The 23,137-nt window shown below is 63.2% G+C and carries 24 protein-coding genes; 19 read left to right on the top strand and 5 right to left on the bottom strand.

The window, feature by feature from the left end; all coding sequences use genetic code 11:
- Positions 1-819: LysR substrate-binding domain-containing protein (locus tag ABY454_RS07760; protein ID WP_372929616.1), on the top strand; the 819-nt coding region annotated here is incomplete at its 5' end.
- Positions 820-948: 129 nt separating this feature from the next.
- Entirely contained in the window at positions 949-2,463 is a 1,515-nt protein-coding gene (gene guaB / locus ABY454_RS07755; RefSeq protein ID WP_372929615.1) for an IMP dehydrogenase, read from the top strand.
- 5 nt (positions 2,464-2,468) lie between these two features.
- Here guaB and ABY454_RS07750 read toward each other — a convergent pair whose 3' ends face one another.
- Positions 2,469-3,317 carry a tetratricopeptide repeat protein gene (locus ABY454_RS07750; protein WP_372929614.1) on the bottom strand — a complete coding sequence of 283 codons (849 nt, stop codon included), beginning with the start codon at positions 3,315-3,317 and terminating at the stop codon, positions 2,469-2,471.
- Positions 3,318-3,554: 237 nt separating this feature from the next.
- On the opposite strand from ABY454_RS07750, the gene ABY454_RS07745 reads away from it, so the two are divergent.
- Positions 3,555-3,986, top strand: coding sequence for an MAPEG family protein (locus ABY454_RS07745; protein WP_372929613.1), 432 nt, complete (start codon positions 3,555-3,557; stop codon positions 3,984-3,986).
- Positions 3,983-5,278 (top strand): RsmB/NOP family class I SAM-dependent RNA methyltransferase, encoded by a 1,296-nt coding sequence (locus ABY454_RS07740; RefSeq protein WP_372929612.1) that lies wholly within the window; start codon positions 3,983-3,985, stop codon positions 5,276-5,278. The genes ABY454_RS07745 and ABY454_RS07740 overlap by 4 nt, the downstream gene beginning before the upstream one ends.
- A 40-nt stretch (positions 5,279-5,318) precedes the next feature.
- On the opposite strand, the gene ABY454_RS07735 is transcribed toward ABY454_RS07740, so the two are convergent.
- Positions 5,319-6,119 (bottom strand): methyltransferase, encoded by an 801-nt coding sequence (locus tag ABY454_RS07735; RefSeq protein ID WP_372929611.1) that lies wholly within the window; start codon positions 6,117-6,119, stop codon positions 5,319-5,321.
- A 75-nt stretch (positions 6,120-6,194) separates the two neighbouring features.
- Here ABY454_RS07735 and guaA point away from each other — a divergent pair, with 75 nt between their 5' ends.
- From guaA to ABY454_RS07720, 3 genes are all read left to right on the top strand, one after another.
- Positions 6,195-7,787 (top strand): glutamine-hydrolyzing GMP synthase, encoded by a 1,593-nt coding sequence (guaA, locus tag ABY454_RS07730; protein ID WP_372929610.1) that lies wholly within the window; start codon positions 6,195-6,197, stop codon positions 7,785-7,787.
- Positions 7,788-7,834: 47 nt separating this feature from the next.
- Positions 7,835-8,458 (top strand): DUF4339 domain-containing protein, encoded by a 624-nt coding sequence (locus ABY454_RS07725; protein WP_372929608.1) that lies wholly within the window; start codon positions 7,835-7,837, stop codon positions 8,456-8,458.
- A gap of 169 nt (positions 8,459-8,627) precedes the next feature.
- Positions 8,628-9,665: a hypothetical protein gene (locus ABY454_RS07720; RefSeq protein WP_372929607.1), complete on the top strand. Its 1,038-nt coding sequence runs from the start codon at positions 8,628-8,630 to the stop codon at positions 9,663-9,665.
- Positions 9,666-9,675: 10 nt separating this feature from the next.
- Here the strand turns inward: ABY454_RS07720 and ABY454_RS07715 are convergent, their stop codons facing one another.
- On the bottom strand, positions 9,676-10,395 hold the full coding sequence (locus ABY454_RS07715; RefSeq protein WP_372929606.1) for a VWA domain-containing protein: 720 nt from the start codon (positions 10,393-10,395) through the stop codon (positions 9,676-9,678).
- 187 nt (positions 10,396-10,582) lie between these two features.
- Here ABY454_RS07715 and ABY454_RS07710 point away from each other — a divergent pair, with 187 nt between their 5' ends.
- The 9 genes from ABY454_RS07710 to ABY454_RS07670 all read left to right on the top strand — a co-directional run bounded on the left by ABY454_RS07710 (position 10,583) and on the right by ABY454_RS07670 (position 19,222).
- The gene (locus ABY454_RS07710; protein ID WP_372929605.1) at positions 10,583-11,548 is read left to right on the top strand and encodes a hypothetical protein; all 966 of its coding nucleotides are present in this window, start codon (positions 10,583-10,585) and stop codon (positions 11,546-11,548) included.
- 217 nt (positions 11,549-11,765) lie between these two features.
- The gene (locus ABY454_RS07705; protein ID WP_372929604.1) at positions 11,766-12,614 is read left to right on the top strand and encodes a class I SAM-dependent methyltransferase; all 849 of its coding nucleotides are present in this window, start codon (positions 11,766-11,768) and stop codon (positions 12,612-12,614) included.
- Between the two features lie 30 nt (positions 12,615-12,644).
- Entirely contained in the window at positions 12,645-13,412 is a 768-nt protein-coding gene (locus ABY454_RS07700) for a lysophospholipid acyltransferase family protein (protein ID WP_372929603.1), read from the top strand.
- Between the two features lie 190 nt (positions 13,413-13,602).
- Positions 13,603-14,175: an NnrU family protein gene (locus ABY454_RS07695; protein ID WP_372929602.1), complete on the top strand. Its 573-nt coding sequence runs from the start codon at positions 13,603-13,605 to the stop codon at positions 14,173-14,175.
- Between the two features lie 93 nt (positions 14,176-14,268).
- On the top strand, positions 14,269-15,138 hold the full coding sequence (gene panB / locus ABY454_RS07690; protein WP_372929601.1) for a 3-methyl-2-oxobutanoate hydroxymethyltransferase: 870 nt from the start codon (positions 14,269-14,271) through the stop codon (positions 15,136-15,138).
- A gap of 153 nt (positions 15,139-15,291) precedes the next feature.
- Complete coding sequence (locus ABY454_RS07685) at positions 15,292-15,975, top strand: tetratricopeptide repeat protein (RefSeq protein WP_372929600.1); 684 nt, start codon at positions 15,292-15,294, stop codon at positions 15,973-15,975.
- 66 nt (positions 15,976-16,041) lie between these two features.
- Positions 16,042-17,352: a PQQ-binding-like beta-propeller repeat protein gene (locus ABY454_RS07680; RefSeq protein WP_372929599.1), complete on the top strand. Its 1,311-nt coding sequence runs from the start codon at positions 16,042-16,044 to the stop codon at positions 17,350-17,352.
- A 55-nt stretch (positions 17,353-17,407) separates the two neighbouring features.
- On the top strand, positions 17,408-18,760 hold the full coding sequence (gene der / locus ABY454_RS07675) for a ribosome biogenesis GTPase Der (protein ID WP_372929598.1): 1,353 nt from the start codon (positions 17,408-17,410) through the stop codon (positions 18,758-18,760).
- Positions 18,761-18,763: 3 nt separating this feature from the next.
- Entirely contained in the window at positions 18,764-19,222 is a 459-nt protein-coding gene (locus ABY454_RS07670; RefSeq protein WP_372929597.1) for a DNA polymerase III subunit chi, read from the top strand.
- Here ABY454_RS07670 and ABY454_RS07665 read toward each other — a convergent pair.
- Positions 19,219-19,569: a DUF3147 family protein gene (locus tag ABY454_RS07665; protein WP_372929596.1), complete on the bottom strand. Its 351-nt coding sequence runs from the start codon at positions 19,567-19,569 to the stop codon at positions 19,219-19,221. The genes ABY454_RS07670 and ABY454_RS07665 overlap by 4 nt on opposite strands.
- 146 nt (positions 19,570-19,715) lie before the next feature.
- On the opposite strand from ABY454_RS07665, the gene ndk reads away from it, so the two are divergent.
- From ndk to ABY454_RS07650, 3 genes are all read left to right on the top strand, one after another.
- Positions 19,716-20,138, top strand: coding sequence for a nucleoside-diphosphate kinase (gene ndk / locus ABY454_RS07660; protein ID WP_372929619.1), 423 nt, complete (start codon positions 19,716-19,718; stop codon positions 20,136-20,138).
- Positions 20,139-20,211: 73 nt separating this feature from the next.
- Positions 20,212-20,826, top strand: a complete 615-nt coding sequence (locus tag ABY454_RS07655; RefSeq protein WP_372929594.1) for a cytochrome c — start codon at positions 20,212-20,214, stop codon at positions 20,824-20,826.
- Between the two features lie 49 nt (positions 20,827-20,875).
- Entirely contained in the window at positions 20,876-21,601 is a 726-nt protein-coding gene (locus tag ABY454_RS07650; protein ID WP_372929593.1) for a VWA domain-containing protein, read from the top strand.
- 6 nt (positions 21,602-21,607) lie between these two features.
- Here ABY454_RS07650 and ABY454_RS07645 read toward each other — a convergent pair whose 3' ends face one another.
- On the bottom strand, positions 21,608-22,972 hold the full coding sequence (locus ABY454_RS07645) for a cytochrome P450 (protein WP_372929592.1): 1,365 nt from the start codon (positions 22,970-22,972) through the stop codon (positions 21,608-21,610).
- Positions 22,973-23,137: the final 165 nt, after the last annotated feature.

Here is a 23,137-nt window from a genome sequence, read left to right as displayed (position 1 = left end):
GGCATGCCGCTGACCACGGTGAGCCGGCATCTCAGCGCGCTGGAAGAGGACCTCGACGTCCGGCTCATCACCCGGACCACCCGGCGGCTCAAGCTCACGCAGCCCGGCGCCACCTATCTGGAGAGCTGCCGGCGGGTCTTGGCGGATCTCGACGCTGCGGAGCGGCGGTTGGCCGGCGAGCAGGCCGAGCCCCAAGGCATGCTGTCGCTGACCGCCCCCATTCTGTTCGGACGGTGGCACGTGCAGCCAGTGGTGAGCGCCTACCTCGCGGCCTATCCGCGCGTGTCGGCGCGCATGTTTCTGGCGGACCGCGTGGTCGATCTAGTGGAGGAGGGGCTCGACCTCGGTATTCGCATCGGTCATCTTCCGGATTCGTCCATGCGCGCGACCGCGCTCGGCTCCGTCCGCTATGTGAGTTGCGCAAGTCCCGCTTATCTGGACGCCGCCGGGGTGCCGGAAGAGCCCAAGGCGCTTGTGGGCCATCCATGCATCAGCTTCTCGACATTCGCTCGTCCCGACCGTTGGGTCTATGAGGGGCGGAAGCCGATAAGCGTGCAGGTGTCCCCACGGCTGATCGTAAATACGGCGGAGGCGGCGATCGACGCCGCTAAGGCCGGGCTCGGCGTCGTGCGCGTGCTGTCCTATCAGGCGCAGGACAGTCTGAAAGACGGGTCGCTCCGCCTCATCCTGGAGCCGTTCGAGCCGGAGCCCATCCCGGTCAGCCTCGTTCACCGGGAGGACAGGCTGCCGCAGGCAAAGGTGCAGAGTTTTGTGGAACTTGCGGTGCCGCGCTTGCGCAAGGCCCTAAGGCAGACATGAAGACTGAGGGTAACGGGGCCGGGCCGCTTCCCAAGGGCAGTCCAAGCTGCTAAAGGAAGCCGCCAACCGGTTCTCGCGCGTTGCACCGCAACGATCCCGCCGAACGCTCCAATTCTAAGAGGTTGGCCTATGCCCGACGGGCAGTCTTCGCATAACAATTCCCGCTTTCCCAATAGCGCCACGGCGCTGACCTTCGACGACGTCCTGATTCGCCCCGGGCCCTCGGACGTGCTGCCCAATGAGGTGAGTGTCAGCTCGCGGATAACAAAGTCGATTTCCCTCAACATCCCGATCCTGTCCTCCGCCATGGACACGGTGACAGAGGCAAATCTCGCCATCGCCATGGCGCAAGCCGGCGGCATCGGTGTCATCCACCGCAACATGGAATCCGAGCAGCAGGCCGCCGAAGTGGCGCAGGTGAAGAAGTTCGAGTCCGGCATGGTGGTGAACCCGGTGACCATCCCTCCGGCCGCGCGGCTCGCGGACGCGCTGCGCATCATGTCCCATCACAAGATTTCCGGCATTCCGGTGGTGGAGCCTGCCGCCGACGGCCGCGACGGACGGCTTGTCGGTATTCTCACCAACCGCGACGTGCGCTTTGCCACCAATCCTGCCCAGACCGTGGCCGAGCTGATGACCAAGGACAAGCTCGTCACGGTCAAGGAAAACGTCGACATGGAAGAAGCCAAACGGATTCTCCATCAGCATCGCATCGAGAAGCTGCTTGTTGTCGACGACGAATATCGTTGTATCGGCCTCATCACGGTGAAGGACATCGAGAAGGCTCAGGCCCACCCGGACGCTTGCAAGGACGAGCAGGGACGCCTGCGCGTGGCGGCGGCGACGAGCGTGGGCGATTCAGGATTCGTGCGGGCGGAGCGCTTGATCGACGCCGGTGTGGACTTGATCGTCGTGGATACCGCCCACGGTCATTCGCAGCTCGTGCTGGACCAAGTGGGCCGCATTAAGCGGCACTCGAACGCGGTGCAGGTCGTCGCGGGCAATGTCGCAACGGCAGAAGGCACGCGGGCACTGATTGATGCGGGCGTCGATGCCATCAAGGTTGGCATCGGGCCGGGCTCGATCTGCACCACGCGCATCGTGGCAGGCGTGGGCGTGCCGCAGTTCAGCGCGCTGCTCGAGTCCGTCGAGGTGGCGAAGAAAGCGGACGTGCCGGTGATCTCCGATGGCGGTACGCGCTACTCCGGCGATCTCGCCAAGGCGTTGGCCGCCGGCGCGGACTGCGTGATGCTCGGCTCGCTGCTGGCCGGTACCGACGAAAGCCCGGGTGAGGTGTTTCTGTATCAAGGCCGCTCCTACAAGGCTTATCGCGGCATGGGCTCGATTAGCGCCATGGCGCGCGGTTCGGCGGACCGTTACTTCCAGCAGGAGATCAAGGACACGCTGAAGCTCGTGCCCGAGGGCATCGAAGGGCAGGTGCCTTATAAGGGCCCCGCGGGCAGCGTGCTGCACCAGCTCATTGGAGGCTTACGCGCGTCCATGGGCTATACGGGCTCGCGCACGATTACCGACTTCCAGGAGCGGACCAAGTTCATCCGCATCTCGACGGCGAGCTTCCGCGAGAGCCACGTCCACGACGTGACCATCACGCGGGAGTCTCCCAACTACCCGCGCGAGGGCTAGGGCCTCTACTTCACGCCGAGCTTGCGAATTTCGTCGAAGACGCCGGGCTCCAAACGCTTGGCCAATGCAAGGTCGGCGCTGCCGTCGGTCGGCTCGCCTTGGCGGCTCTTCACCACGCCGCGCCCCACCAAGGCGAGGGCATTGTTGTTCTGGAGCTTGAGCGCGTTGTCGAAGTCGGGGGCGGCCTTGTCGAGGTCGTCCTTCAGCACGTACACCCAGCCGCGGTCGACATACGCCATGATGTTCCGGTCATCGAGCTCGGTGATCTTGGTGTAGTCAGCGATCGACAGGTCGTATTCTTTACGCTTGCGATAGAGTTCGCCGCGGCTGGAATAGCCATTGATCCCTTTGGGATCGAGCTCGACCTTCTTGTTCATATCGGCGAGCGCCTTGTCGAAGTCGTTCTTGCGGGCATAGACGCGGCCGCGCAGGAGGTAGAAGTCGGCGTCGGCGTCGTTGAGGCCGATGGCGGTATCGAGGTCGGCGATCGCCTTGTCGTAATTCTTCTTGGCATCGTATCCGGCGGCGCGCATGAAGTAGCTGTTGGCGCGTTTCGGATCGATCTCCACGGCGGCGGTCATTTCATCGAGCGCCTTGTCGAGATTGCCGGTGGCAGAGAGGCCGAGGGCCCGGACGCTATGGGCGCGGATGAGGAGCTTCTTGGAGTCGGAGCCCTTGGCGATGAAGGCTTCGCAGGCTGTGAGGACTTCCTTGATGCTGAGTTTGCCGTCAAAGCAGGGATCCTCGGGCTTCTCCTCGGCGGTGGCGGGCACAGCGGCGAGGGCCAGCACGGCGGTAAAGGCTCCGGCCGTAAGGGCTCGGGCGGAAATGAGGGAAAAGGCGCGAAAGCGCATGGGAATCCTCCTTGGGAACGCTTGGAACTTTGCTCTTTAGCACAGGTTTAAAAGGGCTTCGGGCTCGGCGTCAATTGAACATCCGTCCATGTTTAAGGGGGCATTTTGGCAATGAGCGGCCGCCGCGCGGCATTTCCGACCTCCGTCTCGAAAAGCCCCCTAAAGCGGGGTTATAAGGGGCGGATATAGGCCGGCTTGCAGGATCATTGCGGATCGTTAAGAGGCGAAGGAGCCCTCATGTCGTTCGAAGCCATTTTGCTGCCCATGTTTGTGCAGATCGCACTGACTTTCGTGTTGCTGTTCTGGACGATCCTCCTGCGGCTCGGGGCCATCCGGCGCGGGGAGGTGCAGCCGGAGTCGGTCCGGTTGCGCGAGCCCCACTGGCCGCCGCATGTGCAGCAAGTGGGCAACGCCTTCCACAACTCGGTGGAGATGCCCACGCTGTTCTACGTGGTTGTTCTGCTCGGGCTGATCACCAAGACGCTCGACACCACCGTCTATGTGCTGATGTGGATGTTCGTGCTGTCGCGTGTGGTGCACGCCGTCATCCATGTGACCAGCAACCGGCTGGCCCACCGCACGCCTATGTTCTTGATGGGCGCCATCGCGCTGGCGCTCATCTGGATCATCATCGCCGGCCGCATCATGGCCTTCCAGCCGCTCTCATGACGCCAGCGGGACGGATCAGCGCCGCCATCGAGGTGTTGGCCGACATTGCCGGCCGGAAGCGCCCGGCCTCCGAGGCGCTGAAGGATTGGGGGCTTGGCCACCGCTTCGCCGGCTCCAGCGATCGCGCGGCGATCGGCAATCTCGTGTTCGATTGTTTGCGAAAGCGTTCTTCCGCCGCAGCTGCCATGGGGGACGACACCCCGCGCGCGCTCGCACTACGCACGCTTCTCACCGACTGGGACATGTCTCCAGAAGAGGTCGCTGTGCTTTGCGACGGCGGCCGCTTCGCGCCCGAACCCTTGAGCGCAAGCGAGCAGGCGGGACTGGCGCGGGTCGTACCCGCCGATGAGCCGGCGCACATCAGGGGCAACTATCCAGCCTGGCTTGGCGATACCTTCGCGGCAATCTTCGGTGAATACGCGGTACAGGAGGGCGTGGCGCTTTCGGCGCGTGCGCCCGTCGATCTGCGGGTCAACACGCTGAAAGCGGATCGTGACAAAGTCTTGAAAGCACTCGCCCGTTTCGAGGCGGCGCCCACACCTTACGCACCTACTGGTATCCGCATCGCGCCGCGCAGTGGCCAGGCGCGCAGTCCCCATGTGGAGGCCGAAGCCGGTCACGGGAAGGGATGGTTCGAGGTGCAGGACGAGGGCTCGCAAGTCGCAAGCCTGCTGACCGGCGCCGGACCGCGTAGCCAGGTGATCGATCTATGCGCGGGCGCGGGCGGCAAGACGCTGGCGCTTGCAGGCCTCATGGAAAACACCGGCCAGCTCTATGCCTATGACTCGGAGCGCTTTCGTCTTCGTCCGATCTTCGAGCGGCTGAAGCGCGCGGGCGCGCGGAACGTGCAAGTGCTGCCGGCGGGTGAACCCGAGGGCCTAAAGCCACTTAACGGCAAGATGGATCTTGTGGTGATTGATGCGCCATGCACCGGGTCCGGCGTATGGCGGCGGCGCCCCGACGCCAAATGGCGCGTCACGCCCGAAATGCTGGAGACGCGTCTTGCCGAACAGCGCGCCGTGCTCGATGAGGGCGCGAGCCTTGTGAAGCCCGGCGGGCGGCTCGCCTACATAACGTGTTCGGTGCTGCCACAAGAGAACACCGCGCAGGTCGCGAGCTTTCTGGAGCGTCACGCGGATTTCAAGATCGTGCCATGGCGCGAAACTTGGTCCGAGGCGATCTCAGAAGCGCCGCCGGACTCCGCCGACGCGTCCGACGAGACACTGTTGATGACGCCACGAAGTCACGGCACGGACGGGTTCTTTGTCGCCGTGCTGGAACGGAGTTTATGATTCCTTTGATTCGGTTGGCGCAAACGGCTGTGCGTCCGATTCAGCGGCGTCTGGTGTCAATGACGGTGAGGCCGTCGTCAGTTTTCTTGCTCTCGACCACCGTGAGCCCGGCCTCGGCGATGAGCGTTTCCATCTCGGATTTGGTCCGCGCCTTGCCGCCGGTGATGGCCATCATATGCAGGTCGAGCATGATCGCGGCGGGATCGTCCGTGGCGTTCTCCGGCATCAGCCGCTCGCAGACGATGAGCCGCTCACCTAGCTTCATGGTCTTGCGGCAGTTCTGCAAAATCGTACGGGCTTCGGCGTCGTCATGCTGCTGGAGCACGCCTTTCAACAGATGGACGTCCGCTCCGCCGGGGAACGCATCGCCGGCCTCCTCCTTCGCCAGATAATTCTGGAACGCCGCGCTGTCTTCCACATTCGCCGCGCGCCACGCCGCGACCGGCATGCCGAAGGCCTTGGGGAAGGAGGGCTCGCCAGTCTTCAGGCAATGTTGGAGATCAAGCCAGGGCTGCCAATATTGACCCAGCACCACGAGGGCTTTCTCGCGCAAGCTTGAGTCCGAGTCCGGCACTAAGGCTTCTCCGGCCGGCGTCAGCACGAATCGTCCGTCCTCCAGCTCCTCGCAGAGGCGCATGGTGACGAGGCCGCGCAGGAAACGACGTAAAGGCTTGGGCTCCATATCGAGCTCAGAGGCCAGCATTTCGGGCGTCCGGCCGCCCAAGTTCAGAAGGTCCGGGATGCGCGCGCTGACCGCCGTGAACAGGATCGCCGCCTCATGATAGGCCTCGATCTGCTGCTTCAGGTGCTCCTCGATCTCGAGCCGCTCGGCGTCGTCCATGGATCGTCCTCCTGAAAGGGGGAGGGAAGCATGTCAGCAATTGCCGACTCAAGAGACCTGCTATAACCACCGGCCATGACGGACGCGGACGAAATCCAAGCTGACGACGCGGCGGACGGCGCCGAGGACCGGGTGCTGATTGTCGATTTCGGCAGCCAGGTGACCCAGCTCATCGCCAGGCGCGTGCGCGAGGCGGGGGTCTATTCGGAGATCGTGCCGTTCGACAAGGCCGCCGAGGCGCTTGCCCGCGCCACCCCGCGCGCCATTATCCTCTCCGGGGGCCCGGCCTCCGTCCATGAGAGCGGCACGCCGCAAGCCCCGAACACGGTCTTCAACGCCGGCGTGCCCGTGCTGGGCATCTGCTATGGCGAGCAGACCATGGTCGCGGCGCTGGGCGGCCAGGTCGAGCCGGGGGAGAGCCGCGAATTCGGCCGGGCCGAGCTTCAGATCATCGACGAGACGCCGCTTTTCGCCGGCGTGTTCGAGGAGGGCGAGCGCACCCAAGTGTGGATGAGCCATGGCGACCGGGTGACCAAGCTGCCGCCCGGCTTCCGCGCCGTGGGCATTTCGACCGGCGCGCCGTTCGCGGCCATCGCCGACGACTCCCGGCGGCTCTACGGCGTGCAGTTCCACCCCGAAGTGGTGCACACGCCGAAAGGCGCTGCGCTCATCGCCAACTTTGTGCGCGAGATCGCCGGCTGTGCGGGCGATTGGAGCATGGCGCAGTTCCGCGAGTCGGAAGTCGCGCGGCTTCGCGAACAGGTGGACGAGGGGCGCGTGGTGTGCGGGCTTTCGGGCGGCGTCGACTCCGCCGTCGCCGCGCTGCTGATTCACGAGGCGATCGGCGAGCAGCTCACCTGCATCTTCGTCGACCATGGCCTGCTGCGGAAGGACGAAGCCAAAGAAGTCGTCGAACTGTTCCGCGGGCACTACAACATTCCGCTGGTGCATGTGGATGCGTCCGAGCGGTTCTTGCGCGCGCTGGACGGCATCTCCGATCCGGAAGCCAAGCGCAAGATCATCGGACGGCTGTTCGTCGAAGTGTTCGAAGAAGAGTCCGAGAAGCTGGAAGACGCCGAGTTCTTAGCGCAAGGCACGCTTTACCCCGACGTGATCGAGAGCGTGTCGGCGACAGGGGGGCCGTCCGTCACCATCAAGTCGCACCATAATGTGGGCGGGCTCCCGGAAACGATGAAATTGAAACTGGTCGAGCCCTTGCGCGCACTGTTCAAGGACGAGGTGCGCGCGCTTGGACGAGAACTCGGCCTGCCGGACGTTTTTGTCGGGCGGCATCCGTTCCCCGGACCGGGGCTGGCCATCCGCATTCCCGGCGAGATCACGGAAGAGAAGCTCGACATCTTGCGCCAGGCCGACGCGATCTATCTGGAAGAGATCCGCAAAGCCGGCCTCTACGACACGATCTGGCAGGCCTTTGCCGTGCTGCTGCCCGTGCGCACCGTGGGCGTGATGGGCGATGCGCGCACCTACGACTTTGTCTGCGCGCTCCGTGCCGTCACCTCCACCGACGGCATGACGGCGGACTATTTCGACTTCTCCCACGACTTTCTCGGCCACGCGGCGCGGCGCATCATCAACGAGGTGCGCGGCATCAACCGCGTCGTCTACGACATTACGTCGAAGCCGCCCGGAACGATTGAGTGGGAGTAGGGCGAGAGTTTTCGACCGAAGTCCGCCTGGCAGGTTAGGATCGCGGGATGGACCTGGACCTCGTACGCCTCCTCGCCGAAGAAGCCGGCCTGTTCGTCGCCGGCTATGTGCTCGGCGCCCTCTTGTTCCTCACCGTCGTCTTGCCGCTTCTCTATACGTTCCCCCGCGCTGCCGCTTGGGCTATGCAGTGGCGCTTGCGCTGGCGCGCGTTGCCTGGCTTTCTCGTCTCGCCGATCTTGTGGGTCGCGCTCTTTGGCTTGGGCGCCTATCTCCTCCTGCGCTACGCGCCAGACGTCTCAGAACGTCTTTATGCGCGTCCATTGTTTTTCCTGGGTCTCTTGCTCGGGATCGGCCACCGTGCGTTCCGCGCCATCGGCTCTAAAGCGGGACGGCTGAAGTTACGGGACAACTTCTTCGACCGCGTCCGCTCGCACTTGAAGGCGCGTGCCCCCACCGAGGACGAGCGCATGGGCGAGGACATCTACGATCGCATTTGGCATGTGTCGCGGGCTGGGACGCGCTCGGGGCCGTTCACCTACGAGGAACTGCGGCGCCAAGCGAAGCGCGGCAAACTTCGGGGTGACGACCTGCTATGGCGGCCGGGCGTGGCCAGCTATGTCGAAGCGTCCACGGTTCTGGGGCCTGTCGAGAAGCGATCTGCCACGCGTTGACGGAGTTTCCGCCGTTTAGGACCGATTAATCCCTTACGTCCCATAACGTCTCAGATTAGACACGAATTTTCCCGATGATTTCAGTCGGGGGCGTCCGCGTTGGGCTTTTGCCGTGCCGGCCATATTTTTTGGGGCCGGCCCGCGGCAGCGTTGGTGGGAGCGAGCTTCCGTGAGGGTGACAACTCTTCTTTGGGCCGTTATCGGCCTCGTCCTCTTCGGCGCAATTGCCGGATCGAGCCCGTCTGCCGCGCAAGATCTGCCATGGCATATCGCGCCGGTTCTGCCTGCGCCGAAGCCGCCAGCTAAGCCTGCCGTTTCGGGCGTTCCGGCCTGGCTCCAGGCCCATGTGGGCAATGGCGATGGCCAAATCTCCGCCGTGGTGTTGCGGCGGGCGCGTGCGTTCCACCAAAAGAAGGTGCGTGACGGCACGGTCAGAAATCCCTGCTATTTCGCATTCGATGCGACGCGGCCTGCCGGCAAGGGGCGCCGGTTCTATGTTATCTGCGAAGGGAACAAGACGTTCCGCGCGGTGCCGTCCAGTCACGGCGCGGGCCGCAATTTCTCGGGCGTTGCCGATTTGTCGAACACGGCCCGCTGTGCGAAGAACTTTAGCAATGCACGGAATTCGCATCTCACAACCGGCGGCGGCTATGTGACGGCGGAGATCAGGACTTCGTTCAAGGGTTACTATCACGCGGGCGGAAACTATCAGCCGCTGATGCGCTCGTTCCTGCAGTTCGAAGGCGAGGGCGCCACCGCGAACGCGCGGGACCGCGCCATTGGCGGGCATCCGGCCGAGATCGTGCGGTGGATTTGCCGGATGAAAATTCCGGACAGTCCGTACGCGAATGACGACGGCTATGTGCCGTACGGCAAGCTCATCAATTACAGCGAGGGGCGCAGCAGCGGCTGCACCAGCTGGCCGCCGTCGGACTCCGGAAAGATCTTGGCGCTCGCCGAGAACCGGCCGACCACGGTCTATATCTACCCCGAAGCGCGCGACATCGTGGCCGTGGGACGCGCGGTGAAGGCCGGCACGTCGCCGTCGCGCGCGGGGCTTTATTGGAACGCCGTATGCTTGCGCGACATCGGCGCGCCGAACTTCTGGCCGCGGGAGAATCTCGAGCCGGCGCTCATCGCGTACAACAAGAAGAACGCCTCGGCGCCGCGTACATTGTCGGACTTGCCGATCTGCAAGACGCAGTGAGGCGCGAGGCCTAGCGCAGCGCGTCGCCGACCGAAGACATCATCGGGCAACCGAGCGTCGTCTTGAACGCCTCGACGAGATCCTCCCGGTTCTCCGCCGTGATGTAGTGCCCGCCGGTTTCCTCGGCCAGACACTTCACATCGAGAAAACTTTGCGCGCCCGTCCAGCGGAACGCGCGCAGCTGATAGCCGATGACATGAACGGTCAGTTTGCGGGCGGTCGCTTTGAGCAGTTGGCCGAGATCGCAAGGCGCACCGCCGCAGGTTTCCTCGCCGTCGGTCAGCAACACGATGACGCCCTGCTCGGACCGGTAGTCCAAAACTTGCGCGGCGCGCTTCACCGCCGCCACCAGCGGCGTCTTGCCGGCGGGGTTGAGCTTGTTCACGACGCTCATGATGGGCTTCGTTGCGTTCTGCATCGGCCGAAAGTCCAGATGGACGTTGCATTGCTCGTAAGGCCCTGGGCCGTAGGTGATGAGACCGATCTTGCGGAACCGCGCGGCGTCCGGCAGCACTTGGCTCAAGGCTTTGCGGACCTCGTCGATGCGGGTCACGTCGCTGAAGAGGCCCTGGACCGTATTGCCGGACATGGACCCGGACGCATCGAAGACGATCATGGCGTCCTCGGTGCAAGGGATCGGCGTCTCGCCAGCGGCTTGCGCCGCCGGGGCGGCAAGGAGTGCGATCAGCGCAAGCGCAGCGGGGGGAGCGTTGTATGACAGCCGACTCATGGCCCAACTTTAGCCCACAAAGGGGTATCTTGCAGAGGACGCAGGGATGACGTGTGCGTGAGCTCAGGCGCCGAATCCCCTAAGATGAGGGCAAGAGGGCCTCTACCAGTCTGAAAGGCTAAGGGCCTCCGATTTGGCTGAGTTCGGCGTCGCACCATCGGGTCAGCATCGAGGGAGATTTGAAACGGTGCGGTTGAGAAATTTCCTTCTGACGATTGCCGTCCTCGGCGTTGCCTCGCCAGGAGGCCCCGGCGTGCTCGCCGCCAGGGACATATTGGACATTCCACCTTGGCTGCAGGCCCATGTCGGCACGGGCAAGGGGCAGATCGCTCCTGTGGTCTTGCAGCGGGCGCGCAACCTCTACCTGCAAAAGGTGTGGGAAGGTAAGGCCAAGAATTCCTGCTACTTCGCCATGGACGCGACGCGCCCCGCCGGTTTCGGGCGCCGCTTCTACGTGATTTGCGAAGCCAAGAAGTCGTTCCACGCGATTTCGTCCGGACACGGCAACGGGCGCAGATTAAAGGCTGCGAATTTCGCCAACGGGCGCCGCTGCGCCAAGAATTTCAGCAATGCGGAAGGGTCCAAGCTCACCACGGGCGGCTCTTATGTGACCGCTGAGACGCGTACATCGTTCAAGGGCTATTACCGCTCCTCAGGCAAGAAGACGCCTTTGCTGCGCTCGTTCCTGCAGTTCGAAGGCGAGGGAGACACCGCGAATGCCAGAGAGCGCGCCATCGGCGGGCATGCGGCCGTTCTGTTGAGGGGCATGTGCCGCCGCAAGGACCCAAAAAGTCCTTATGCGAACAAGGAGGGATACGTTGCGTGGGGACGGCTGCAGGACTATAGCGCCGGGCGCAGCAATGGCTGCACCAGTTGGACGCGGGCAGAGTCCGATAAGATTTTCGCCCTGATCAAGGACAAGCCGACAACGGTCTATATCTACCCTGAATCGAGTGACATCGAGAAGGTCACGCAAGCGGTGAAGGCCGGCAAGTCGCCGGCGCGCGAAGGACTCTATTGGAACGCCTCCTGCTTGCGGGAAATCCGCGCGCCGAAATTCTGGTCGAAGGAAAAGCTCGAGCCGATCATCGCCAAATACAGGAAGGCGCGCCCTCCGGCGCCATCACGGCCCTTGCCATTGTGTAAGGGGTAGTGCGATTTGTCTCGACGCGGTGCGTGACGCGCTTGCGGAAGGGCGGCAGAAGACATGACTGATGTACAGCCAAAGAAACAAAACGCCGATAGGCAGGTTATTGAAATACAGGAAGGCGCACCCTCCGGCGCCATCACGGCCCTTGCCATTGTGTAAGGGGTAGTACGATTTGTCTCGACGCGGTGTGTGACGCGCTTGCGGAAGGGCGGCAGAAAACATGACTGATGTAGAGCCAAAGAAACAAAACGCCGATAGGCAGGTTATTGAATGCTTTGGCGTTGAATGGGAGGAATTTGATTACAGTTCAGCCCCAACTGAAGAAAAGCTGAGACAAAGCTGGGATCAATATTTCCATATATTTCCGTGGAGCGCGGTGACAAAACAGTCCGAAGGTTTCGATATGGGTTGTGGTACGGGGCGATGGGCGCGCTTTGTTGCGCCAAAAGTCGGGACGCTAAATTGCATCGATCCAAGTCATGCTATCGAGGTGGCAAAGCATAATTTGGCTTCGTTTTCGAACGTGCGTTTTCTGAACGAGACAACGGAAGACTGTACGCTCGGCGATGAAACACAAGACTTCGGTTATTGCTTGGGTGTGCTTCATCACATACCCGACACACAAAAAGGATTAGACGACTGCGCTCGAATACTAAAACCTGGGGCACCATTTCTGCTCTATCTCTATTATAGGCTTGAAAACAAGCCCTTATGGTTCAGGCTGACATGGTGCAGTTCCGACATGGTCAGGCGATTCATCAGCCGAACGCCAAATGTCATCAAGAAGGGCCTCTGTTCTTCGATTGCGGCTCTCATATATTTTCCGCTGGCGAGGTCGGCACGCCTGTTGGCGAGCTGTGGCCTAGATGTCACCAACATGCCTTTGTCGGATTATCGCGATAAGCCGTACTACCAGATGCAGAATGACTCGCTCGATCGTTTCGGCACGAGGCTGGAGCAGCGATTTTCTAGAGCTGAAATAGAAGGCATGCTGGGCAAGGCCGGTTTCGAAAACATTGTGTTTTCCGAGCGCACCCCATATTGGTGCTGTGTCAGCTACAAGAAGTAACGTCCGACTTCGTTATACTCGCGCCGAATCTTGAGACTGGAAGACTGGGGGATCGAGCTACCCATGGGCAATTCATGGATCCGGCGGCAAAAGGTGCGTCTGCGCCGCCCTGCGCAAATTCTCGCGTCTCCCGTCTTCTCCAACTACGTCAAGCTCGTGCTCGGCACGTCCTCGCGCGTTTCCGATCCGCCGGACTATGTGGCGCGCGCCTGGGAGAACCATCCTCAGATCATCGCGCTGTGGCATGGGCAGTTCTTTCTGCTGCCGGGGATCTATCCGCAGGAAGTTCCGGGACGGGCAATGGTGTCACGCCATGAGGACGCCGAGGCGCTCGCCCGCGTCTTGCGTGGATTCGGTCTGGAACTCATTCGCGGGGCGGGTGCGGGAGAGCGCCGCCGCGATCGCGGCGGTGCCGAGGCCGCCCACGGGGCGGTCGCCTCTTTACGGGAGGGCTACAGCATCGCCATGACCGCCGACGTGCCGCCGGGCCCAGCCCGCAAATGCGGACGCGGCATTGTCACGATCGCCAGCATGTCGGGCCGGCCGGTCGTGCCGTTCGCTGTGGCGAGCTCGCGCTACGCCGCGGTGAATTCATGGGACCGCATGACGTTCAATCTGCCGTTCTCGAAACTCGGCATCGCCATGGGCGACCCTATCCAGGTGCCGCCGGACCTGAACGTTCGCGAGCTGGAGCCATACCGGCAACAGGTGGAGGACGCGCTTAACGTGACCACCGAGAAGGCCTATGCGCTGGCGGGCGCCGATTCGGCCAGGGCCACGCCGCCCAAGCGCCGCTGATCGCGCCGAAAGCCGCCGTGACAGAGAAGCGAGTCTCCGAAAGGCGAAGGCTGCGCGTTCCTGGCCACCGGACGTGGATCGGCAGCAGACTAGCGCCGGACAGCACCGCGCTTCCGGTTGACGCTTCCCCACCCTTGAGCTTTGGTGCCGCCCAACAAAGGGCTGAATCAAAAAAGCTGGGACCTGCGTCATGACGCTACTCATCATCGGCATCGTTGTGTTTCTCGGCATCCATCTGGTGCCGGCATTTCCGCATGTTCGCGAGGCGCTGATCGGGCGGCTCGGCGAGAAAGGCTACCAGGTCGCCTTTGCGCTCGCGTCGATCGCGGGCTTCGCGCTTCTCGTCTGGGGCTTTGCCGTCGCGCCGTTCGTGCAAGTCTGGTCGCCGCCGGCCTGGACGCGCTGGGTGGCGATCGCGCTCATGCTGCCGGCCTTCATCTTCCTGGTCGCGGCCTATATTCCGGGTGGGATCAAAGCGAAGCTCAAGCACCCCTATCTCGTTGCCATTAAGACGTGGGCGCTGGCGCATCTGATCGCCAATGGCGATCTCGCCTCCATCATCCTGTTCGGGTCGTTTCTTGCGTATGCCATCTTCGACCGCATTTCCTTGAAACGGCGGCAGCCCAGGGAACTCATCGTGTCCGCGGCGCCAGGCGGCGCCCGCAACGACGTGATAGCTGTCGTCCTGGGGGGCGTGTTCTACGTGATATTCCTGATCTGGCTGCATCCACTCCTGATCGGCCGGGCGGTTGTGCCCCACTAAGTCCACACGTCGTAGGACTTTTTTGCAGTGCACAAATCACTATATATCTGTCATAAAGTTAGCCCGAAATCGCCATTGACCCAGGGGAAGTCCGTGTCGCAGAGCTTTGACGTCAAGCGGGTCACCGCACCGCAAATCGCCGGCCGCAAGGGCGGGGCGCCTATCGTGGCGCTGACCGCCTACCACGCCCATACGGCGCAGATCATCGATCCGCATGTGGACTTGCTGCTGGTGGGCGATTCGCTCGGCATGGTGATGCATGGCTACGAGACCACGGTTCCCGTGCCGCTCGATCTCATGATCATGCATGCTCAAGCGGTGGTGCGCGGCTCCAAGCACGCGCTCGTCGTGGTCGATATGCCTTTCGGGTCTTACGAGGAGAGCCCGGCGGTCGCGTTCCGCAACGCCGCGCGCATCATGAAGGAAACCGGTGCTGGTGCCGTCAAGATCGAAGGCGGCGTGCACATGGCCGAAACCATCGATTATCTGACGAGCCGGGGTATTCCGGTGATGGGCCATATCGGGTTGACGCCCCAAGCGGTGAACCAGATCGGCAGCTTCAAGCCACAAGGCCGCCACCGTTCGGAGTGGGCGCCCTTCGAGGAGGACGCCAAGGCAGTGGCCGGGGCCGGGGCCTTTGCGGTGGTGCTCGAGGCCTTGGCCGAGCTCCTCGCCGCGCGCATCACCAAGCAAATTTCTATCCCGACCGTCGGCATCGGCGCCTCGGCCGAGTGTGACGGGCAGATCCTCGTGCTTGAGGACATGCTGGGGCTCTCGCCCCGCGTGCCGAAATTCGTGAAGGAATATGCCCAGCTCGGGGACGCCATCGAGGGCGCCGTGAAAGCGTATTCCGCCGATGTCCGTCGGCGCGCCTTCCCATCGGATGCCCATACCTATCCGATGATCGACGAGGACGGCGGCGACGACGAAGACACGAAAAAGACCGAAATGACAGGCAGTTAGCCTTCGAGGGCTAACCAAGCGCCACGTTTGTCGCTATCGCGCGGAGGCTTGAGCCTTGCGTGAGCAACCGGCCTTCACTATACGGCGTGAGGTTGGGGGCCACAGTCGGCCTCGATCGCACCGTCCTTTGTCACCGAAAGAGTCCGCAGCCTTATGAGCGACAATAGTTTTTTCCGCGAGGTCGACGAAGCCGTCCGCCACGAGCGGTACAAGGCGCTGTGGGACCAGTACGGGGTTTACATCATTATCCTGGCTGCGGCCGTGATCGCTGGTGTTGCCGGGTACAAGGGCTGGACCTATTGGACGGAGCGCCAGGCCAAGGAGGCGGGGACCGAGTACACCCAAGCTCTGGCGCTGAAGACAGGCGCCGATCTCGACAAAGCGCGTGAGGCATTCGAGACGCTCGCGAAGGACGGCCCCAGCGGCTACCAGGTGCTGTCCCGCTTCCAGCTGGCGGCGACCGACGCCAAGGCCGGCGACACGGACAAAGCCGTCGCCGCCTACGATGCGCTTGCCACGGATGCCGGCGTCGATCCCATTCTGCAAGGTCTTGCCACGGTCCAAGCCGCGACGCTGCGGGTCGATGCCGCGGACTATGCGGAGATGGAGCGGCGGCTGAATGGGCTGGTCGAGAACAATTCGCGCTGGCGCTTCTCGGCGCGGGAGCTACTGGGTCTGTCAGCCTACCAGCACAAGGACATGCGTGCCGCCGAGGAGCAATTCAGCGCGCTCCTTGCCGATCAGAACACGCCGCCGAATTTGCGGGAGCGTGCCAACATGATGCTAGCCTTGATCGTGAGCAGTACGCCGGCGCAAAGCAGCAGCACGACAAACTAGCTCGTCCAACAGGGCGCGTTCGATCAGGGGATGGCTCGAAACGTGGGCCCGAGAAGTGAACGAGACATGGGCTATCGCCTTCTCGGCGCGGGACTGACCGTCTCGCTCGCGATCGTCCTCACGGCTTGTGGCAGCCTGTCGGCCATCAAGAATCCTTTCGGAGAAGAAGAAGAGCGTCTGCCCGGCGAGCGGGTGTCGGTCATTACCGACCCAGGCCAGTTCAATGCGGCCCAAATCTCACCGCGGGCCGTGGCGCTGCCGCCGGCGCGGTCTAATGCGAGTTGGGCGCAGCCTGGCGGGTCGGCCTCGAACAATCTCGGTCACTTGGCGCTTGCCGGCGGCTTGCGCAAAGCCTGGTCCGTCGACGCCGGCACCGGGTCGTCGTCGAGGGGGCGTTTGAGCGCGGTGCCGATTGTCGCCGGCGGCCGGGTCTACACACTTGATGCTGCGGGAAATGTCTCTGCGTTCTCTGCCTCGAGCGGCGCCAAGGCCTGGGGCGTTAGCGTCACGCCAGATAACGAGAGCAGCAAAGAGGGCTTTGGCGGCGGCCTCGCATTCGAGAGCAACACAATTTATGTGACGACGGGCTACGGGACGGTTGTCGCCTTGAACGCGAGCAGCGGCGCTGTCCTGTGGACCACACCGATTGGTGAGCCGATCCGCAATTCGCCGACGGTCGCGGGCGGTAAAGTCTTTTTCGTATCCACCGAGAACACGCTGCATGCGTTGAACGCCAGCACTGGCAGCAAGCTGTGGAGGGCGCGTGGACTGCCGCAGCCCACGACGTTGCTCAGCAACGCAAGCCCCGCCGTCGCGAGCGGGACGGTGGTGGCGCCGTTCCCGGCAGGCGACATCATGGCCTTCCAGACTGGCAGCGGCAAACGAGCCTGGAGCGACTCGCTCAGCCGGTCGTCGGACACGTCGGCCGCCGGCATTCTCGGCGATCCTGCCCGGCCGGTGATCGACCGCGGTGTGGTTTACGCGGTCAGTCACGGCGGAAGGATGATTGCGACCTCGGCGGGCTCCGGCGCGCGCGTGTGGACGCGCAATATCGCCAGCACGCAGATGCCTTGGCTCGCGGGCGATGTTGTCTTCGTGGTGGATACGCGGGGACGCCTCATGGCGATCGGCCGCAGGGACGGCCAAATCCGCTGGGTTAGCGATTTGCCGGCGAGTTCGCGTTGGAGCGGTCCGGTGCTTGCAGGCAGCCGGGTTTGGGTCGTCTCCGGGGACGGGCTCTTGGTCGGGGCCGATGCGCGGACCGGACAGCTTGGAACGCAGATCGACCTCGATACGGATGTGTTCGTCACGCCCGTTGTGGCGGGCGGCCGGATGTATATCCTGTCGGACGACGCCGACCTGATTGCTCTTAATTGACGCTTGGGCTGGCCTCTCGCGCCGCCCGGTTTCCTCTCGCGCCGTAACGGTCCCCATGTCCTTCACTGTCGCAATTGTCGGACGGCCCAATGTGGGCAAGTCCACCTTGTTCAACCGGCTCGCCGGTAAGCGGCTGGCGCTGGTCGACGACCAGCCGGGCCTGACCCGGGACCGGCGCGAGGCCGAGACGGTCTTAGGGGCCTGTGCCGTCACGCTGGTCGATACGGCGGGGCTCGAGTCGGGCGATGAGGGCCTCAGCGCGCGCATGCGCCAGCAGACGGACGAAGCCATCGCGCAAGCGGATCTCGTTCTGTTTCTCATCGATGCACGTGTCGGGATCACAGCGGCGGACGAAATCTTCGGCGAACTCGTCCGCGCGTCGGGAAAGCCCGTGGTGCTGGCGGCCAACAAGTCGGAGGGCCGGGCCGCGGAGGCGGGCTACTACGAAGCCTTTGCGTTGGGACTGGGCGAGCCTTTGGCGATCTCCGCCGAGCACGATCTTGGCATCGGCGAAATTGCGGAGGCCATCGAGCAGGCTTGCAGCGCTCGCAAGCCGGAGCCCGATACGGATGCCGTGGAGGCCGACTCAGGTCCGCATCCGTTGCGCATCGCCGTCGTCGGACGCCCCAATGTGGGCAAGTCCACGCTTGTCAACGCGCTGCTTGGCGAGGAGCGCATGATTACGGGTCCGGAAGCGGGCATCACCCGTGATGCGATTGCGTCGGAGATTGAGTGGAACGGCCGGCCCATGCGCGTGTTCGACACCGCAGGGCTGCGGCGCAAGGCGCGTATCGAGAAGAAGGCGGAGGTGCTCTCCGTCGGCGATACGCTCAAAGCTATCCGCTTCGCCGAGGTGGTGATCTTGCTGCTCGATGCGGAACAACCGTTCGAGAAGCAGGACCTCCAGATTGCCGACTTGATTGCACAAGAAGGACGGGCGCTCGTCATCGCCATCAACAAATGGGACCTCGTGGAAGACCGGCAGCAACGTCTGGCCGAGTTGCGCGAGATGTGCCAGCGGCTGTTGCCGCAAGTCAAAGGCGTGTCTCTGGTCACGCTCTCCGCGAACAGCGGTAAGGGTCTCGGCAGGCTGATGCGGGCGGTGGTCGCCGCCGACGAAATGTGGAACCGGCGTTTGCCGACGCATACGCTGAACCAGTGGCTGCGCGGCGCAACGGAAGCGCATCCGCCGCCGGCCGTCTCGGGGCGCCGCATCAAGCTGCGCTACATGACGCAAGCCAATGCGCGGCCGCCGACCTTCGTGGTGTTCTGCTCGCTGCCCAAGGCTCTGCCGGATGCCTATGTGCGCTATCTTGTGAACGGCTTGCGCGAGACGTTTGACTTGCCCGGTGTGCCGATCAGGCTCAATTTGCGTAAAGGCGAGAACCCTTATGTGAAGGGACGCTAAGGCATGAGCGGCGAGACGGAAGTCTACTTCTATCACCTTGAGGGCCGCACGCTGGAGCAGGTGCTGCCGACGCTGCTGGAACGCTCGCTCGAACGCGGGTGGCGCGCAGTGGTGCAAGCTTCGAGCCCGGAGCGCGTCGAGGCGTTGAACACGTTGCTGTGGACCTTTCGCGAGGACAGCTTCCTACCCCACGGGACGTCCAGCGACGGCACGGCGGCGATGCAGCCGATCTTTCTGACCGTCGAGGCGGACAATCCCAACGACGCGGCGGTGCGCTTCCTCGTCGATGGCGCCACGCTCGACGATGCATCGCCTTACGCCCGGGTGGTCTATGTGTTCGACGGTCATGACGACGACGCCGTGTCCCAGGCGCGGGCCGCATGGACGGAGGCGAAGGACAAGGGCTTCGCCGTGAGCTATTGGCAGCAAGATGGGGAGGGCCGCTGGCAGCAGAAGGCCTAAATCTCGATGCCGGCAAGCCGCAAGCCATAGATCATGGCGAAATAGGCGCCGACCGTCAGCGTGACCGAGGCGGCCAGGCTCGCATAGAAATCGACCCCGGCTCGCAGCAGCAGCGGCAAGGTCAGAAACAGGACCAGAGAGGGCAGGACCAGCCAGAAGATGCCTGAGGCCAGGCGGGCCACCTTCTCCGTATCGCCGGTATCGATATAGAGCCAGATCATGGCCAGAACGGAGGTCAGGGGGATCGAGGCGATAATGGCCCCGAACAGGGCGCTGCGCTTGGCGGCCTCGGAGACTGCGACCACGAGGACGCTCGTCAGCAGGACCTTGATCGTGGCATACAGCATCGGTCTTCCTCCTTGGGCGTTCTGGGCCGCCCTTGCTTGGCACCCCCCAACAGGTTTTTGCCCCCGTTTACCTTAGGCGCCTTGTGGCCGTCATTCCTGATGGCTATAAGCCCGGCAAAGAATCAAAGGACAAGAAGGACTTGGGCATGGCCAGCGAACGCACGATGTCGATCATTAAGCCCGACGCCACTGAGCGCAACATCACCGGGCTGATCATCGCGCGTCTGGAGGGGGCCGGCTTGCGCGTGATCGCGCAAAAGCGGGTCTGGTGGAAGAAGAAGGACGCTCAGAAGTTCTACGAGATCCATAAGGACCGCTCCTTCTATAAGGACCTCATCCAGTTCATGACCTCGGGGCCTGTCGTGCTCATGGTGCTCGAAGGGGAGGACGCCATCGCCCGAAATCGCTCGGTGATGGGGCGGACCAACCCGGTCGATGCGGAGCCGGGCACGATCCGCAAGGATTTCGGCGTCAACATGCAGCGGAACTCGGTGCATGGCTCCGACAGCCCGGAAAGCGCCCAGCGCGAGATCGATCTCTGCTTTAAGAAGGCCGAGATCATCGGGTAGGGCTGTTCGCCTCCTTTTGATCTACGGCAAGGCATGATCCGCCGTGGTGGCTAAGAATGCCACCATGCCTCGTATGCTCCTTTTGGTCTCTGTCCTGGCGGGTCTGCTTGCTCTGCCGGCTATCACCTCGCGCGCGGAAGATGTGCCGCCGGATGCCAACGGCGTGCCCAAAGACATCCCCAAGACGCAGTCGCCCGCCCTCGATTGGGGCATGCGCAATCTCGATCCCGACCAGCGGCAGCGCATGCTGCGCTTCTCGACCTTCGTCAATGGCGGCATACCGGACGACTATCAGAAGGCGGAGAACACGGTGGGCTACACGGTGCGCGCCATCTCTGAAGGCGGACAGCTCTATGCGAGCCATTGCCAGAAGTGTCATGGCGAATGGGGGCTCGGCAATGGCGATCTTGCTTACGCGCTGAAGCCGTCGCCGGCGCTCCTCGCCTATATGGTGCAGCAGCCGGTTGCCGTGGATCAGTATCTCTTATGGAGCATCGCCGAAGGCGGGGCGCCGTTCGGCACCGCCATGCCGGGGTTCAAGGACCAGCTCTCCCACGAACAGATCTTCCAGATCGTGGCCTATTTGCGCGCAGGCTTCCCTGACCTCGACGACAAGCCGCCCGCGAAACGTGGGCCAGGCGCTGCCGCGACGGACGAGCCGGACCCGAGAACCCATACGATCGACTAGCGGTATGTTACGGCCCTGGCGTGCGCCGTTGGGCTAAACTTGCACCATCATGGGTCTTCTGAGCAAAAGCTTTGTGTTTGCCGTCCTTGTTGCGGCCGTGAGCCCGGTGGGCGAGAGGCTCGCGCACGCAGCCGACGAGCCGGCTGCGCCTTGCACCGAAGACGCCATGCTGGTGTTCGACGCTTCGGGCTCGATGTCGGGCAATGGCTGGGGCTACGGCAGCGAGAACCCCACCGCTGTCAGCCGCATCGACAGAGTGCGCATTGCGCTCGCCGAGATCTTGCCGCGCATCACGCGTTTCCGCCGCGTCGGGCTCATCACCTATGGGCCCGGTCCTTATCAGACATGCAACGTGCAACTCGACTTAAGCCCTGCGCCAAGCGCGGCGCAGCGCATACTCGATGCGGTGAACGGCTTGACGCCCGCGGGCCAGACGCCGTTGTCGAAGGCGGTTGCCCAAGCCGCGCGCGTGCTCGACTACCGTGCCAAGCCCGGCGTGATCGTGGTGCTCACCGACGGTGAAGAGACCTGCGGCGGCAAGCCATGCGACCTCGGCAAGGAACTCCGCAAAGACGGGCTGCAGCTCACCGTGCATGTCATCGGCTTGCGGGTGAAGGGGATTACCTGGACAGGCGAGCAGGCGGTCGTCGAGACCAGGTGCCTCGCCGAGGAGACCGGCGGGCTCTACACGACCGTCGAGACGGAAGAGGAACTCACGGACGCGCTGGAGAAGACGCTCGGCTGCCCCATGGTGACGGAAGCACTCAAGCGCTAAGCGCGTCTAGCTCAGTTCGCGGATGCGGAAGGGCAGGCCGCCCTTTGGGCAGAGCGTCACCGTGGCGTGGATCTTTGCCGGGTTGGGCCCGACATATTCGGGCGTGAAGCGCCGCAGCAGCTGGACCAGCGCCAGCATGTTTTCGATCTGCGACAGCGCCCCGCCAATGCAAGACCGCTTGCCGGCGGCGAACGGCAGGTAGGAGTACTTCACCCGCTTCTTGGCGCGCTCCGGTGCGAAACGCTCCGGATCGAACTTCTCCGGGTTGTCCCAGTACTTCGGGTTGTGATGGGCGATATAGGTCAGCATCACGATCTTGTCGCCCGCTCTGATCTTGTGGCCCGCGATGTCGTCGTCGCCGGCGGCAATGCGGATCAGTGCCCAGATCGGCGGGAAGAGACGCATGGTCTCCTGGATCACCTGCCTCGTGTAGGTGAGTTGCTGCACTTGGTTCCATTGCGGATCGGCATCGCCGCAGACGGCGCGCGTCTCGGCGCGGATGCGCTCCATGGCTTCAGGGTGCTGCGACAGAAGATAGAGTGACCAGGCGAGCGTCAGCGCGGTGGTCTCGGTGCCGGCCCACAGATATTGCTTGATCTCGTCGACGACCTGGCGGCGGTCGAACTCCGGGAACTGCGGATCGGCCTCGGCCTCCAGCAGCATGTTGAGCAGTGTCTTGTCGCGATCCTCGACGACGTCGGCGCCGATAACCATGTCGGGCACCGAGTGCCACACTTCCATGGCCTTGGCCGTGTCCTCGCCGGTCATCTCGACAAGTTCGCCGCGCACGTTCTTCAGACGGATGGACTTGTGGTTCATCACGTCGGTGTAGGTCTTCACCTGCTTGAACACGAAGTGTGGGTTGAATGGCATCTCGCGGTCGAACAGCGCCTTGCAAATCATTTCGGCGGCGAGCGTCCAGGTCTCTTCCACCATCTCGATGGTCTCGCCGGTCGAAGCGAATTTCGCCCAGCGGTCCATCTTGGAGTCGATGGCCGACATCAGATAGGGGAAGTACTCCTCGAACATCTGCGGATGGAAGGCCGCCTGCTGAGGTGTGCGAATTTTCTGCCACAGCGCACCGTCGATGGTGATCATGCTGCGGCCGAAGATGGGGCGGAGCCCATCGAAATACTTTGTGTAGTTGTCGGCGTTTGTTACGAGCACGCGCTCGGCGTACTCGGGCTCGCTCAAGAGCACGACGCGCTGGTTCTTTAGATTGATCGGGATGACGCCGTTGTATTTGTCGCTGAGCGCCGCGAGAACCTGCATAGGGTTCTCCTGGTTCAAAAGCGGTGTGAGCTTGAACCAGATGCTCTGCTCTTCGCCAAGCCCGTGTGACGGAGAATAGGCGACCGTCATGTCCGCCATTTACGCCCTTCCCCCGCTCCTGAGCGTTCAATCTCGGGTTCGACCCCATAGGGCCAACCCGCAGCTCAGGAAACGGCCCTCCGCGCTGCCTCGACCCTAGGGGCTTCCCCTATGGCAGTTCGCGGGAATTGTGTTGAATTGGCCGTTCCTAACATCCAGCCGTCC

Origin of the sequence: Methyloceanibacter sp., assembly GCF_041573655.1 — a bacterium.
In the GTDB taxonomy this organism is placed as follows: Bacteria; Pseudomonadota; Alphaproteobacteria; order Rhizobiales; family Methyloligellaceae; genus Methyloceanibacter.
This window is presented reverse-complemented; position numbering and strand designations above follow the sequence as displayed.

Coding starts and splice junctions, on each gene's coding strand:
- ABY454_RS07740 (WP_372929612.1), top strand. CDS start 3,983: ATGACGCCAGCGGGACGGATCAGCGCCGCCATCGAGGTGTTGGCCGAC.
- ABY454_RS07670 (WP_372929597.1), top strand. CDS start 18,764: ATGAGCGGCGAGACGGAAGTCTACTTCTATCACCTTGAGGGCCGCACG.
- ABY454_RS07705 (WP_372929604.1), top strand. CDS start 11,766: ATGACTGATGTAGAGCCAAAGAAACAAAACGCCGATAGGCAGGTTATT.
- ABY454_RS07645 (WP_372929592.1), bottom strand. CDS start 22,972: ATGGCGGACATGACGGTCGCCTATTCTCCGTCACACGGGCTTGGCGAA.
- ABY454_RS07750 (WP_372929614.1), bottom strand. CDS start 3,317: ATGCGCTTTCGCGCCTTTTCCCTCATTTCCGCCCGAGCCCTTACGGCC.
- ndk (WP_372929619.1), top strand. CDS start 19,716: ATGGCCAGCGAACGCACGATGTCGATCATTAAGCCCGACGCCACTGAG.
- guaB (WP_372929615.1), top strand. CDS start 949: ATGCCCGACGGGCAGTCTTCGCATAACAATTCCCGCTTTCCCAATAGC.
- ABY454_RS07725 (WP_372929608.1), top strand. CDS start 7,835: ATGGACCTGGACCTCGTACGCCTCCTCGCCGAAGAAGCCGGCCTGTTC.
- ABY454_RS07650 (WP_372929593.1), top strand. CDS start 20,876: ATGGGTCTTCTGAGCAAAAGCTTTGTGTTTGCCGTCCTTGTTGCGGCC.
- ABY454_RS07655 (WP_372929594.1), top strand. CDS start 20,212: ATGCTCCTTTTGGTCTCTGTCCTGGCGGGTCTGCTTGCTCTGCCGGCT.
- ABY454_RS07735 (WP_372929611.1), bottom strand. CDS start 6,119: ATGGACGACGCCGAGCGGCTCGAGATCGAGGAGCACCTGAAGCAGCAG.
- der (WP_372929598.1), top strand. CDS start 17,408: ATGTCCTTCACTGTCGCAATTGTCGGACGGCCCAATGTGGGCAAGTCC.
- ABY454_RS07680 (WP_372929599.1), top strand. CDS start 16,042: ATGGGCTATCGCCTTCTCGGCGCGGGACTGACCGTCTCGCTCGCGATC.
- guaA (WP_372929610.1), top strand. CDS start 6,195: ATGACGGACGCGGACGAAATCCAAGCTGACGACGCGGCGGACGGCGCC.
- ABY454_RS07665 (WP_372929596.1), bottom strand. CDS start 19,569: ATGCTGTATGCCACGATCAAGGTCCTGCTGACGAGCGTCCTCGTGGTC.
- ABY454_RS07695 (WP_372929602.1), top strand. CDS start 13,603: ATGACGCTACTCATCATCGGCATCGTTGTGTTTCTCGGCATCCATCTG.
- ABY454_RS07715 (WP_372929606.1), bottom strand. CDS start 10,395: ATGAGTCGGCTGTCATACAACGCTCCCCCCGCTGCGCTTGCGCTGATC.
- ABY454_RS07745 (WP_372929613.1), top strand. CDS start 3,555: ATGTCGTTCGAAGCCATTTTGCTGCCCATGTTTGTGCAGATCGCACTG.
- ABY454_RS07685 (WP_372929600.1), top strand. CDS start 15,292: ATGAGCGACAATAGTTTTTTCCGCGAGGTCGACGAAGCCGTCCGCCAC.